The 13,107-nt window shown below is 63.6% G+C and carries 14 protein-coding genes; 6 read left to right on the top strand and 8 right to left on the bottom strand.

The window, feature by feature from the left end; all coding sequences use genetic code 11:
- Window positions 1–195: 195 nt before the first annotated feature.
- Entirely contained in the window at window positions 196–993 is a 798-nt protein-coding gene (locus tag AB6802_RS12815; protein WP_371010454.1) for a creatininase family protein, read from the top strand.
- On the opposite strand, the gene AB6802_RS12810 is transcribed toward AB6802_RS12815, so the two are convergent.
- Window positions 994–1,503 (bottom strand): tyrosine phosphatase family protein, encoded by a 510-nt coding sequence (locus tag AB6802_RS12810; RefSeq protein WP_371010453.1) that lies wholly within the window; start codon window positions 1,501–1,503, stop codon window positions 994–996.
- A complete protein-coding gene (gene cobD, locus AB6802_RS12805) occupies window positions 1,500–2,555 on the bottom strand; it encodes a threonine-phosphate decarboxylase CobD (RefSeq protein ID WP_371010452.1) in 1,056 nt (351 codons plus the stop codon). The genes AB6802_RS12810 and cobD overlap by 4 nt, the downstream gene beginning before the upstream one ends.
- Here cobD and cbiB point away from each other — a divergent pair.
- The gene (gene cbiB, locus AB6802_RS12800) at window positions 2,554–3,543 is read left to right on the top strand and encodes an adenosylcobinamide-phosphate synthase CbiB (RefSeq protein ID WP_371010451.1); all 990 of its coding nucleotides are present in this window, start codon (window positions 2,554–2,556) and stop codon (window positions 3,541–3,543) included. The two genes, cobD and cbiB, sit on opposite strands and share 2 nt — an antisense overlap.
- Here cbiB and cobO read toward each other — a convergent pair.
- The 3 genes from cobO to AB6802_RS12785 form a co-directional block, all read right to left on the bottom strand.
- Window positions 3,540–4,154: a cob(I)yrinic acid a,c-diamide adenosyltransferase gene (cobO, locus tag AB6802_RS12795; RefSeq protein ID WP_371010450.1), complete on the bottom strand. Its 615-nt coding sequence runs from the start codon at window positions 4,152–4,154 to the stop codon at window positions 3,540–3,542. The genes cbiB and cobO overlap by 4 nt on opposite strands.
- 1 nt (window position 4,155) lies before the next feature.
- Window positions 4,156–4,701 (bottom strand): bifunctional adenosylcobinamide kinase/adenosylcobinamide-phosphate guanylyltransferase, encoded by a 546-nt coding sequence (gene cobU, locus AB6802_RS12790; RefSeq protein WP_371010449.1) that lies wholly within the window; start codon window positions 4,699–4,701, stop codon window positions 4,156–4,158.
- A 131-nt stretch (window positions 4,702–4,832) separates the two neighbouring features.
- On the bottom strand, window positions 4,833–5,519 hold the full coding sequence (locus AB6802_RS12785) for a gamma-glutamylcyclotransferase (RefSeq protein ID WP_371010448.1): 687 nt from the start codon (window positions 5,517–5,519) through the stop codon (window positions 4,833–4,835).
- Between the two features lie 103 nt (window positions 5,520–5,622).
- On the opposite strand from AB6802_RS12785, the gene AB6802_RS12780 reads away from it, so the two are divergent.
- Complete coding sequence (locus AB6802_RS12780; RefSeq protein WP_371010447.1) at window positions 5,623–6,801, top strand: aromatic ring-hydroxylating dioxygenase subunit alpha; 1,179 nt, start codon at window positions 5,623–5,625, stop codon at window positions 6,799–6,801.
- Here the strand turns inward: AB6802_RS12780 and AB6802_RS12775 are convergent.
- Window positions 6,793–7,992, bottom strand: a complete 1,200-nt coding sequence (locus AB6802_RS12775) for an MFS transporter (RefSeq protein WP_371010446.1) — start codon at window positions 7,990–7,992, stop codon at window positions 6,793–6,795. The two genes, AB6802_RS12780 and AB6802_RS12775, sit on opposite strands and share 9 nt — an antisense overlap.
- Before the next feature lie 226 nt (window positions 7,993–8,218).
- Between AB6802_RS12775 and AB6802_RS12770 the strand changes: the two genes are divergently transcribed.
- Window positions 8,219–9,220: a heparan-alpha-glucosaminide N-acetyltransferase gene (locus AB6802_RS12770; RefSeq protein WP_371010445.1), complete on the top strand. Its 1,002-nt coding sequence runs from the start codon at window positions 8,219–8,221 to the stop codon at window positions 9,218–9,220.
- Window positions 9,217–9,696: an isoprenylcysteine carboxylmethyltransferase family protein gene (locus tag AB6802_RS12765; protein WP_371010444.1), complete on the top strand. Its 480-nt coding sequence runs from the start codon at window positions 9,217–9,219 to the stop codon at window positions 9,694–9,696. The genes AB6802_RS12770 and AB6802_RS12765 overlap by 4 nt, the downstream gene beginning before the upstream one ends.
- Before the next feature lie 307 nt (window positions 9,697–10,003).
- On the opposite strand, the gene AB6802_RS12760 is transcribed toward AB6802_RS12765, so the two are convergent.
- Complete coding sequence (locus tag AB6802_RS12760) at window positions 10,004–10,390, bottom strand: MerR family DNA-binding transcriptional regulator (RefSeq protein WP_112100024.1); 387 nt, start codon at window positions 10,388–10,390, stop codon at window positions 10,004–10,006.
- 151 nt (window positions 10,391–10,541) lie between these two features.
- On the bottom strand, window positions 10,542–11,948 hold the full coding sequence (mgtE, locus tag AB6802_RS12755) for a magnesium transporter (RefSeq protein ID WP_371010443.1): 1,407 nt from the start codon (window positions 11,946–11,948) through the stop codon (window positions 10,542–10,544).
- 354 nt (window positions 11,949–12,302) lie between these two features.
- On the opposite strand from mgtE, the gene AB6802_RS12750 reads away from it, so the two are divergent.
- Complete coding sequence (locus AB6802_RS12750) at window positions 12,303–12,974, top strand: LuxR C-terminal-related transcriptional regulator (RefSeq protein WP_371010442.1); 672 nt, start codon at window positions 12,303–12,305, stop codon at window positions 12,972–12,974.
- Window positions 12,975–13,107 lie beyond the last annotated feature (133 nt).

Below are 13,107 nucleotides of genomic sequence, written 5' to 3'. Positions count from 1 at the left end.
GAATCGTTCCATCCGAAGCTTGAATCACGCTCAGCCCCGGATGGGAATCCTGAATATCAACAGGCCTTAGAGCAATTCCAGGACAAGTGTGTAACGGTTTTCCGTCCGGAATTGCGTAAAAACAAAAAGTTAGAATGGTTCTGCGATTCCGTGAAACGCTGAACCGCTCTAGAGCAGACCGATCGGGAGACGACAGTGACGAAAAGACGAGTGTGGTGGGGCGACTACCGAACCACCGAATACGCCTCGATCGACGCCGAAGCGACGATTGCCGTGCTGCCGGTCGCCGCTATCGAGCAGCATGGCCCGCATCTGCCTGTCTCGACCGACACCTCGATCATGACCGGCATGCTGGAAACGGTGATCGCGCGGCTGCCCGACGATCTCGACATCCGCATCCTGCCGGTACAAGCGGTGGGCAAGTCGAACGAGCACCTGCACGCGCCGGGAACGCTCACGCTGCCGGCCACCACGCTGGTCGACGCCTGGACCGAGCTTGGCCTGTCGGTCGCGCGCGCCGGGGTGAGAAAATTGATCGTCGTCAATTCGCATGGCGGCAATGAAGAGATCATGGGGATCATCACGCGCGAATTGCGGGTGCGCGCCAAAATGCTGGCGGTGAAGACGAGCTGGCAGCGCTTTGGCCGACCGGCCGGCATGTATACCGAGCTTGAGGACCGCCACGGCATCCATGGCGGTGACGTCGAGACCTCGCTGATGCTGCATTTCCGGCCCGACCTCGTCGACATGGGCAAGGCCGACAATTTCGTCTCCAATGTCGGCCGCGCCGAAAAGGAATTCGGCTTGCTGCGTCACACCGGAATGCATGCCTTCGCCTGGATCGCCAGCGACCTCAACGCCAACGGCGTGGTCGGCGACGCCGGTATCGCCACGGCCGAGAAAGGCCGGCTGACCGCCGAGCACCAGGCCGACGGTTTCATCAGCCTGGTCACGGATGTCCGTGAGGCGAAGCTTGCCGAGTGGCTGCTGTAGCTATCCCTCGATGGCGAGCTCGAACGGAACGCCTTCGAAAGCGTCGGCGCCGCGCCCGATAGCTTCGATCGCCGCGATCATGCGGCCGTCGCGCTTGAGCAGCACATCGGCAACCGCGATCAGCCGTGGGTTGGGCGTCGCTGTCGGCGAGAGAAAGCGCAGCGTCCTGGCGAGCTCCATTTCGTCACGTTTGGACGCCAGCGCGGCCGCTATGATATAGGCCGAGGCGGTCGAGCGGCTCACCCCCGCATAGCAATGCACGACCATGGGCTTTGCGCGGTCCCAGCGATAGGCGAAATCGAGCAAGGCGCGCACATGCGCCTCCCCCGGCACCGTCATGCCCTCCTGCGCGACGGCGATGTCGTGCATGACCAGATGCAGATGGTTTTCCGCCTGGATCGAGGCCGGACGCGTCACCTCGGTGCCGGCGGCAAGCAGGGACAACAGCCGCTGCGCTCCGGTCCTTGCGACCGTCTGGTCTACCTTCGCCAGCGAACAGACATGGATCATCGCGCGGTCTCCTTCGACGCATCCTCGCGCCGTGAAGTCCAGGCTACAAGCGCGTTTTCAAGGCGCTCCCATTCTGTTTCCGTACCCGGCAAGCCGACGCGCAGAACCCGAGGCCGCTCGGCAAAATGACGCACCAGCACGCCGTGCTCACCGAGCGCCGAGAACAGGCTTTTGGCATCGGCAAGAGACAAATAGCGAAACAAAGAGGTACCGCTCGCGACCGGAGCGCCGAAGCGGTTGAAGAGAGCGTCAAGCCGCTCGGTGTCAGCCGCGAGGCGCCGGCGCATGTCGGCCTGCCATGCTGTGTCCGACAGCGCGCGGATGCCGTATTCGAGCGCCGGACCGGCCACGGCCCAGGGGCCGAGCTGCGTCTCCAGCCGCTCGACCGTCAGCGGATCGGCCAGCGCGAAGCCCAGCCTGATGCCGGCAAGGCCGAAGAACTTGCCGAACGAGCGCAGAACGACAATGCCGCCCTCGCCAGCATAGCCGGCCAGGCTTTGCCCGACGGGGCCGACATCCATGAAAGCTTCGTCGACGACCAGCAGACCGCCTTTGGCGCGAAGCCTCGCGGCGAGATCAAGCAGACGGCTTCGTTCGATCACGCGTCCGTCCGGATTGTTCGGGTTGACCAGGATGGCTAGATCCGCCTCCGCCAGGGCATCGATATCGCTGACTTCGGCCACGGCATGGCCGGCAATCGCGGATGCCCTGGCGTGCTCGGCATAGGTTGGCCCGAGCACCAGCGCCTTGCCGGGCTTAACCAGCGAGGCGACGCGCGGCAGAAGGATCTGCGTGCCGGGAGCGGCTGCGACATGCGCCGCCGAGGGCGCGCCATAGGTGCTCGCCGCGATTGCCTTCAGCTCATGGTTGCGCGCGCCTTCCGGAAGTCGCCAAAAGGTGGTGGCAGGCAGTTCGAAAAGCGGATAGGAGTGCGGATTGATACCCGTCGAAAGGTCGACGAAAGGCAATGGCGCGTGAGGGAAGAGCGCTCTCGCCCGACCAAGGGATCCGCCGTGATCTACCGCAGCAACCGCTCCACCAAGAAGCTTCATGTCGATCCTGATCGCCTTCCTGTCCCTGATCGTTGAACGTGTCCTGGGCTACCCGGACTGGCTGGTCAACGCCATCGGCCATCCCGTCACCTGGATAGGCAGGCTGATATCCTTTCTCGATCGCCGGCTCAACCGCGCCACTGATTCCGACGAAGCGCGTCGCCGTCAGGGCGTGCGGGCGTTGCTGGTCATCGTGCTGGTGCCGGCGGCCATCGGCCTGGCGCTGCATGTCCTGCTCTGGCTGATCTTTCCAACCGGCCTGGTTATCGCCGCCATCCTCGGCTCCTCGCTGCTGTCGCAAAAAAGTCTCGCCGAGCATGTCGAGGCCGTCGCCGACGCGCTGGAGACCGGCGGACTGACGCTTGGCCGCATCGCGGTATCGCGCATCGTCGGCCGCGATCCCGAAAAGCTCGACAAGGCCGGCGTCGCCCGCGCCGCGATCGAAAGCCTGGCCGAGAATTTCTCCGACGGCATCGTCGCGCCGGCCTTTTGGACCGGCATCGGTGGGCTTGCCGGCGGTGCCGCCTACAAGGCCGCCAACACCGCCGATTCGATGATCGGCCACCGCACGCCGCAATATGAAGCCTTCGGCCGGGCCGCCGCCCGCTTCGACGATTGGATCAACCTGCCGGCGGCGCGACTCACCGGTCTGCTCATCGTGCTCGCCGCATTTTTTGTGCCCGGCGCGGAACCACGCGCGGCCTGGCAGGTCATGCGCCGCGACGCCAAAAAACACCGCTCGCCCAATGCCGGCTGGCCGGAAGCCGCGATGGCCGGCGCGCTGGGACTGTCGCTGGCCGGGCCGCGCAGCTATGGCGGCGAACTGGTCGAGGACGCCCATATGGGCGAAGGCGGCCGGCGCGAGGCCGAAAGCACCGACATCCGCCAGGCGCTGAAACTCTACCGTGTCGCCGACTGGCTGCTGATCGGCCTGTTCGCGGTCCTGTCGGCGGTCGCCATCGCCGTTACCGTCACGATAACTGGCTAAAACTCTATTCCCTGCTGCGCCTTAACGCCGGCCGCGAAATGATGCTTTGTCAGCCCCATCTCGGTGACGAGATCGGCGGCCTCGACCAGCAGCGGCTTGGCGTTGCGGCCGGTGACGATGACATGCAGGTCCTCGCGCCTCGCCTTCAGCGCCGCGACCACTTTTTCCAGGTCGAGATAGTCGTAGCGCAGCGCGATGTTGAGCTCGTCGAGCACGACCAGGCTGATCGACGGGTCGGCGATCAGTTCCTCAGCCTTGGCCCAGGCGGCTTCAGCCGCGGCAACGTCGCGCTTCAAATCCTGGGTTTCCCAGGTGAAGCCCTCACCCATCGCATGCCAGACGACGCGATCGCCAAAGGCGGCGAAAGCGTCTTTCTCGCCGGTATGCCATTTGCCCTTGATGAACTGGACGACGCCGACCCGCTTGCCATAGCCCAGCATCCTCAGCGCCAGGCCGAAGGCCGCCGTGGTCTTGCCCTTGCCCGGCCCGGTGTTGACGATCAGCAGCCCCTTCTCGATCGTCTTGCCCGCAACCTCGGCATCCTGCACCGCCTTGCGCTTGGCCATCTTGGCGCGATGGCGGTCCGCTTCCTTGTCTTCGATATCAGCCATGTCATTTCACCTTGAGCGGCAGCCCCGCCACCATCATGAGAACGTTGTCGGCGACGGCCGCGACCTGCTGGTTCAGCCGGCCGGCAGCGTCCCGGAACCGGCGCGCCAGCACGTTGTCGGGCACAATGCCGAGGCCAACCTCGTTCGACACAACGAACCACGGCCCGCGCGGCCGCGACAGCACATCCGCCAGTCGCCGGCACTCGGCCTCGACATCATGGTCGGCCAGCATGTGATTGGTCAGCCACAAGGTCAGGCAGTCGATCAGCACCGGCCGGTGGTCCGGCAAGGCCCCGATCGCCTCCACCAGGTCGAGCGGCGCATCGACGGTCACCCAGCCTTCGCCGCGTCGCGACCGATGCAGCGCGATGCGCTCGCGCATCTCGTCGTCATAGGCCTGCGCGGTGGCGATATAGGCCCAGGGCGACGGATAGGCGGTCGTCAGGCTCTCGGCATACGTGCTCTTGCCCGAGCGCGCGCCGCCAAGGATGAAGGTCACTTTGCGATCGGAAGGGGCATCGCCGCTCGCTTCTGTCGCGCCGGTCATTCGGGGGCCTTTCATCTTTGGCTTGAATCTTGTCCTGGCCACGAATGGCAGCGAGCCGCGACTCTAGGCAGAAGCGCTTTGGCCGGCAAACCAAATTCCGCCAATGCGGGGCGCGATTGCGGCACGGCCTTTTATGAAGCGGCGATCCGGGCGGCAACGAGCTGCTGCAGCCGCCACAGATGCGCATCGTGGATGCCGCGCTGCTCCAGGTTTTTCACCGTGTTGAAGAGGTAATCGGCGCCCGAACCCCAATGGCCGCAGGACGTCGCGAGCCTTTCGACCACTTCGTCCTCGCTGAGTGGGCCGGCATAGGTGGTGCCCTGGCGGTTGATGACGAAGGCCAGCGCCCGCACCGGTCCGACGTCGCTCGTCATATTGAGCAGACGCGTATGGTAGCTGGTCGGCTTCAGCGTTACCTCGCGCCGCAGGATTTTGTCGAGTTGCCCGCGCCTGTCGCCATCGCCGAGACGAAAGGCCACGCCCTTGCATTGTCCGCCTCGGTCCAGCGCCATCATAAGGCCCGGATTTTCCTTGGTCCCCCGCCAGCGCGTCATGTTCATGCAAAAAGACCTGTGCCAGCCGCGCAGCAGGGCCACCCTCTCCTCGACATGCTCGATCTCGGGCTTCCAGATCAAGGAGCCATAGCCAAACAGCCAGAGCGGTTCAGTGGCTGGAAGCTCAGCCTCCAGCATGCGCACTATTTCATCATAGTCGGCGTCGTTCAGGTGCTGCGCATCGGGGTCCGGTCCGGTGTCCTCGACCGTACGAAAACAGCGGGCGACCAGTTCCTCGGTCAGCGACATGGTTCTTAGCAACATGCGCGCGACCTTAAGGTCCCCGCGCTGGCGCCACAATCCGGGACGACCGGCGATTGACAACTCCATTGGCCGGGTGTCGGCTGAGGCTGCCAGGGAGACGCCGATGCAGCCCAATCCAAGCGAGCGCGACCTCTATAACGGTCTGACCAGCCTGCAACCGACCTTGCCGTCGGCGGCGTATTGGGACGCCGACGCCTACCGGCGCGACCTCGACGCCATCTGGTACCGGAGCTGGCTGATGGTCTGCCGCGAGGCTGACCTCGCCGAGCCCCTCGCCTTCCGAACATTCCGCATCGGCAGCCAGGAGATCGTCGTGCTGCGCGACGAGACCGGCGCCCTGCGCGCCTTCCACAACACCTGCCGGCATCGCGGCTCGCAGCTTTGCCAGGAAAGCGCCGGACGGCTGAAAGCCAGGCTGCTCACTTGCCCCTACCACGCCTGGTCCTATTCGCTGCGTGGCGACCTGGTGCGCGTGCCGTCGAAATCGTTGCCCGAAGGCTTCGACAAGGCCGACTATCCGCTCTATCGGGTGGCGTTGTCGGTGTGGCGCGGCTTCGTCTTCATCAATCTTGCCGAAGATGCTGCGGGATCGGCGCAAACCGCTTTCGATCCGGCCTCAGGTGACCTGTCCAACTGGCCGCTGGAAACGCTGGTCACCGGGCACCGGCTGAGCAAGGTGATGAACTGCAACTGGAAGATCTTTTGGGAAAACTTCAACGAATGCCTGCACTGCCCCGGCGTGCACAAGGATTTGTCGCGGTTGGTGCCGATCTATGGCCGCGGCCTGATGTCCCGGCACGACGATCCGGAATGGACGCGTCACGCCGACAATGACGCGCCGGAGTTTTCCGGCGGTCTGCGCGCCGGCGCCGAAACCTGGTCGCGCGACGGACGTGTCCATGGCCCGGTCTTTGCCGGCCTGACGCCGGCCGAGCGTGCCGCCGGCCAGATCTATGCGACAGCGCTGCCTTCGATGTTCATCGTCGGCCATGCCGATTATGTGCGCACGGTGCGGCTGGCGCCGCTCGGCCCCGAGCAGACCGAGCTCACCGCCGAATGGCTGTTTGCGCCCGATGCGCTGGCGCAAACCGACATCGACAACATCGTCGCCTTCGGCACGCAGGTGCTGGAGGAGGACGCCGCAATCTGCGAGGTCAACCAGAAGGGCCTGCGCTCGACGCGCCATCAGGCTGGCGTGCTGATGCCCGAGGAGTATGATCTCCACCGCTTCCACGAATGGGTGCGCGCGCGCCACGCCGCATTCCAGGCTGGATCAGAATGATTTCGGCAGATAGCGCCAGGTGAAGAAGCCGCAAAACGCGGCCAGAAGGCCGAGCGTGACGAACACCGAGCCGAGGCCGAAGAAAGCTAGCACCACCGAATAGACCAGTGGCGGCGTCAGCTCGGAAAAGTCGAGATAGGTGCGGTAGACCGCCGCCATCTGCGCCCTTTCATAGGACCGCACCGAACGCATGAAGACGGTCGAGCCCAGCGCATCGAGCGCAATCGTGAACAAGGCGCCGCAAAGCAGGAATGCGCCGGTAAGCAGCGGCGCGGCTTCGCCGACGCCGCCGGCCGCAAACAGCATGGCAGCCATCGCGAAATAGGCGAAGGTCATCACCCGCCGCCCGCCGAAGCGCTTGCCCGCCTTGCCCCAGAAGATCGCCATGAAGAGCAGCGCATTGCCGGCTGAGACCAGCAGACCGCCGGCTAATTCGCCCTGGCCGGTGATGACCATGAACAGGGGGCCGTAGACGAAGAATGTCGTCCAGAAGCAGGAGCGGCCAAAGGCGATCAGCCAGGCAAGCCGCAGCCTCGGCTGCCGCACGAAACGGCCGATATTGGCAAGCGGATTGGTGGGGCGCGTCTTGCCGGGGCGGATCGACTGGTTGTCGCTCAGCCGATAGACCCAGAACAGCGTCAGCAGCGCCAGCGCGAAGACGACGACCGCGCCATGCGCGGCATAGATGCCGAAGCGCGTGTAAAGGAAGATGCCGAGCGTCGGTCCGCCGGTCCAGGCAAACATCGACCACGCCATGCGCAGCGATTCGGCCTGCATGAAGTCGGTCTTGCGGATGTGGTCCATGATGTAGAGGTTGAGCGTGATCGACAGTGCGCTGGCCCCCATCACGCGGCAGAGCATGCCTGCCAGTTGTCCCCACAGCGTGTGGGTGACGAAGAAGGCCGAGCCGATCGCCAGCAACAGGCAACCGGCGGTGTAGACCCAGCGCCGCGCAAAGCGGCGGATGAGCATCGGCATGAACAAGGTCACCGACAGGCCGGTGAGCGAGACGATCGTGTAGAGGATCGAGACGATCTGCTCATTGTGCAGGATCTCGTAGGCCTGGATCGGGATGACGCTGGAGATCGTGGCACGGGCGAAGGATTCGACCGCATAGAGCGAAGCGAAAGTGCGCGCGTCGGCCGGCCGCAAAGCGGGCAGCCATATCGGATGGCGCACATGGGTGGACATCGGCTCTCCGAAAGTGAATCACGCCTCAAATCTGGCCGGACCAGTCGCTGCCCGGTAGCAGGAAACCGACCCTGAACGGCCGAAAAACGAAGCCTGTCAAAGGCTTTCCGCCGCTGGCCCAAGGCGGAATTTCATGGCTGCCATGAAATGCATTGATGCCGCCTGCTTCTGTCGTCCACTTGAACCGTGATAGTCGTTTGGCACGACGGAATCGGATTGCGTGACGATGAGCCTTCAAACGACGAGCGACCCTGTGCAGGACGCAGCGAAGCCCGGCCGCATCACCGCCTTCGACCTCCTGCGCGGCATCGCGCTGATCGCGATGGCGAGCTACCATTTCACCTGGGATCTCGAAAACTTCGGCTACACAGCTCCCGCCCTCACCGCCTTCGGCTGGTGGAAGTTCTATGCGCGCTGCATCGCCTCGACCTTCCTGTTCCTGGTCGGCGTCAGCCTGTTCCTCGCCCATGGAAAGCAGATCCGCTGGCCGAGTTTCTGGAAACGCTTTGCCATGGTTGCCGTCGCGGCGATCGCCATTTCCGCTGTCACCTACTTGGTCACGCCGGACGGCTTCATCTTCTTCGGCATCCTGCACGAGATCGCGCTGGCGAGCCTGCTTGGCCTCGCTTTCCTCAGGCTGCCGGCGCTGTTGACGGCGATCGCCGCGGCGGCCGTCATCGCGGCACCCTACTATCTGCGCTCGGAGGTCTTCGACCACCCGGCGCTGTGGTGGGTCGGCCTGTCGGCAACCAATCCGCGCTCCAACGATTATGTGCCATTGTTTCCCTGGTTCGGCGCCGTCCTGCTCGGCATCGCGTCAGTCAAGCTTGCCTCCTCATCCGGGCTGTTGGCGCGATTGGGGACATGGACGCCTGGCCGCTGGTCGAACCCGCTGATCTTCATCGGCCGGCACAGCCTCGCCTTCTATCTGATCCATCAGCCGTTGTTGTTCGGCTCGGTGTGGCTCGTCTCGCAGGTCATGCCGGCGCCGCCGCAAGACAAGGACGCCAGCTTCCTTCCGGCCTGCCAGGCGCAATGCGAGCAACAGCAGGACAGCACGTTCTGTTCCAGCTATTGTGGCTGCATGCTGGACACGCTCAAGGGCGAAGGCTCGCTCGACAAGCTCTACAGCAACGACCAGTCCAGCATCTGGAGATCGCATCTTACCGACCTGGCAAGCACCTGCACCGCCGCCACGGAAAGCAAGATGCAGGGAGGGCAGCAATGACGGACATCGCAAAGCCAAGGCGCGGCATCATTCCCTGGCCGCCGGTGATCTATATCGTGGCGATCGCGCTCAGCGTCGCGCTTGGCATCTTCTATCCGCTGCCCTGGATCGGCGACCTTCTCGGCGACCTCCTGTTCGGCGTCGGACTGGTCGCCCTGTTTGGCGTGGTCATGCTCTGGATCACCGCGATCCGCGCCATGATGCGGGCGAAAACGACGCTCGATCCCAACGCCGAGCCCGAGCATCTGGTGACGTCGGGCCCGTTCGGCATCACCCGCAACCCGATGTATCTTGCCAACACACTGCTCCTGATCGGTGTTGCCCTTATCACCGGCATCGCCTGGTTCCTGCTCTTCGCCTTCCTCGCCGCCTTCGCCACGCAGAAGCTGGCGATCGAAAAGGAGGAGAAGATGCTCACCGCCAAGTTCGGCAAGAAATACCGCGACTACGCCAAGCGGGTGCGACGCTGGATTTGAGCCGGCGCGGTCATTGGTAGAGACTACACACTTCGGCGATTGGCCAAGACGTTCGTCTCTTCGTCATCCACGGGCGAAGCAAGGAGCGAAGCGACGCGGCGCAGACCCGACGATCCATGCCGCGACCTCCAAGTCGCCGCTACACTTCAGAATTCTGCGCCGCTGCGCCCTTCGTTCAAGGTCACGGAATGGATTCTAGGGTCTACGCGACGGAGCTTCGCTCCTGCTTCGCCCTAGAATGACGAGGCTCCGGAGACTCCGGCCAGTCTCGAACGTTTGCGTCGAAACGAGCCATCGCCGAGTCCACTCAGGTATTCACGCCCAGCTCGACCAGCCGCTCGACACACGACTCCTCGGCTTGGTCGAGTTCGGCCAGCGTCTCCTCGAGGTCGCGCCGCTTCTGGCGCAAATCCTCGCGCTTTTCCTCGATACGTCGGATCATCAGCTTGAGCTGGCCAACCTCGCCGGGCGGCTCCTTGTACATCTGGATGATTTCGCGGATCTCGTTGATCGAGAAGCCAAGCCGCTTTCCGCGCATGATCTGACGGATCAGGTGCCGGTCGGACGGGCGAAACAGCCTTGTGCGGCCACGCCGTACCGGCTGCACCAGCCCTTCGTCCTCGTAAAACCGCAACGTCCGCGTCGACACGTCGAATTCGCGCGTCAACTCGGTGATCGTATAATATTCCCGCATTCTCGCTCCCACGCCCGAACGTCCAGGCATCGTCGTTGCGCGACGCGCCCTTTCCTCCGATCAAACCCGTCCCATGCCGGAATCGGCACCTGACCCCGAGGCAACCTCGCATGGCATTTACGTAAAAGTCAATTAACGGCAGCCGATTGATTTAGGGAACTCTAAACCACCAGGTCGCCAGCCCGAGAAAGGCGAAAAAGCCGACGCAATCCGTGACGGTGGTGACGAAGACAGCCGAGGCCACCGCCGGATCGATCTTGAAGCGGTCGAGAACCAGCGGAATAAGGATGCCGGCAAGGGCTGCGGCGAACATGTTGATGATCATCGCCGCCGCGATGATGCCGCCCAGATTGGGGTCGCGGAACCAGAACCCGGCAACCATGCCGATCAGCACCGCAAAGACGATGCCGTTGATGAAACCGACGCCGACTTCGCGACGGATGATGCGGGCGGCATTGTAGATATCGAGGTTCTTGGTCGCCAGCGCCCGCACCGTCACCGTCATGGTCTGCGAGCCGGCATTGCCCCCCATGCCGGCGACGATCGGCATCAGCACGGCCAGCGCCACGATGTGCTCGATCGTATGGTCGAACAGGCTGATTACCGAGGCAGCAAGAAAAGCCGTCAAAAGGTTGACCAGCAGCCACGGCACGCGCGACCGCGAGGTGGCAAGCACGGTGTCGGACAGCTCTTCGTCGCCGACGCCGCCCATGCGCAGCAGGTCCTCCTCCGCCTCTTCCTGGATGACGTCGACCACATCGTCGATGGTCAGTACGCCGACCAGGCGCCCGTTCTCGTCGACCACGGCAGCCGAAAGCAGATTGTACTGCTCGAATTCCCGCGCCGCTTCTTCCTGGTCCATCGTGGCCGGGATCGCGTGCGAGGTCTCATGCATGATGTCCTCGACCTTGACCGCGCGCCTGGCACGCAGGACCTGGTCGAGGTCGATAGCGCCCATCAGCTTGAAGCTCGCATCGATGACGAAGATCTGGCTGAAGCGCTCGGGCAGGTTCTTGTCCTCGCGCATGTAATCGATGGTCTGGCCGACGGTCCAGAAGGGCGGCACGGCGACGAACTCCGTCTGCATGCGCCGGCCGGCTGTCTCTTCGGGATAATCGAGCGCCCGTCGCAGCCTGATCCGCTCGGTGAACGGCAGTTGCGACAGGATCTCGTCCTGGTCCTCCTGGTCGAGGTCCTCCAGAATGTAGACGGCGTCGTCGGAATCGAGCTCCTGCACCGCCTGAGCGATCTGCGCGTTCGGCAGATTGTCGACGATGTCGAGGCGGATTGCCTCGTCGACCTCGGTCAGCGCGGAAAAGTCGAAATCGGCGCCGAGCAGGTCGACCAGGGCGCGGCGCTGTTCGGGATGAAGCGCCTCGAGCACGTCGCCGAGTTCGGATTGATGCAGGTCGTCGACTTCACGCTTCAGGGTGATCGTGTCGCGATCGGCGATCGCCGCGCCAATCTGGGCCAGGAAGGGTGCCCGCACAGCGCCGTCCTCGCCATAAATGTCGGCGTGGTGCTCACTGGCCGGCGTCTGTCTGTCCTGACCTTCCACCAGCGCCTCCCGCCATCAGAATCCTGAAGGTTTCAAATCAGGTCTAGCGCATGACCCAAAAAACCGGAAACCGCTTTTGGGAAAATCCAAGACGTGTTCGGCAGATAGCGCAACGACGGGATTCGTCTTGGCTAGATCTCGCGTTAGAGCCCGGAATAGCCTAGGGAATCCCTCGACAATCCAGCCCTCTGGAGGCGCTGAATTGCAATGCGTCGCCGGTGCGACAATGCCTTCAGCCGACGCGACAGTTGATGTCGCTGGGGAAAGAGCACCCGCCTGCCGTTGGGGCAGAATTGTCCTGATGCATCGTCTGTCGGCGCATCGTCCAATCGGTCGAGGACAAAAACGCTGCCCTTGAACATCAAGTCCGGGAAGACAACTCAGAAAAATAGCGAGCGGCGCGTTCGTGTGGTCGTTGCCGAACGCAATCCATTCGTCGTCTCGGCGCTGCGTGAAATGCTGGAATGCGACGGCCGCTTCGATCTGCTCGACGCCGTGCAGAGCGGCGCACAGTTCCTCGATATGGCCGCCACCGTCAAATTCGACGTCGCGGTGATCGGCTGGAAGCTAGCCGACATGGACGGCGCCGACATCCTGGCCGAGATCCAGAGCCGACAGCTCGGCGTGCGCGTCACGGTGTTTTCCAACGACCACGACATCGGCATCCTGAAGCAATGCGTGCGCCTCGGCGCGCAGGGCTATTGCTTCCAGTTCGACGATCCCGCGATCATCTTCGACACCATTCTTGCCGTCGCGCATGGCCGCATCTGCATTCCTTACATCGACATCAACAAGGTTAACGACACGCCGCTGTCGCGCCTCACCGTGCGCGAGCGTGAATTGCTCGCGGTGCTGTCCGACGGCTGGACCAATCTGCAGATCGCGACACGTACCGGGATCTCCGAGAACACGGTGAAGTATCACCTCAAGAACCTCTACGACAAACTGGACGTGCGCAACCGCGCCATGGCCGTCGCGCTCTATGCCAGCGAGAAGCGCCGCCCTCCGAAGTCGCCTTTCGGGTAGGCCGCCCGAGTGGCCAATCGGGTAGGCCAATCGGGTAGGGTCGTCCCACCCGCGCGGGCCAACTCCTTACCCGGCAAGGTGTTGTCGTGATCCGGCGTAGGAACGAGACTTCCTCCACAATCCCACGTGACTG

It is taken from the genome of Mesorhizobium sp. RCC_202 (assembly GCF_041355295.1).
Lineage (GTDB): Bacteria > Pseudomonadota > Alphaproteobacteria > Rhizobiales > Rhizobiaceae > Mesorhizobium.
The sequence above is the reverse complement of the archived record's forward strand: the minus strand, read 5'-3'. Positions and strand labels throughout refer to the sequence as shown.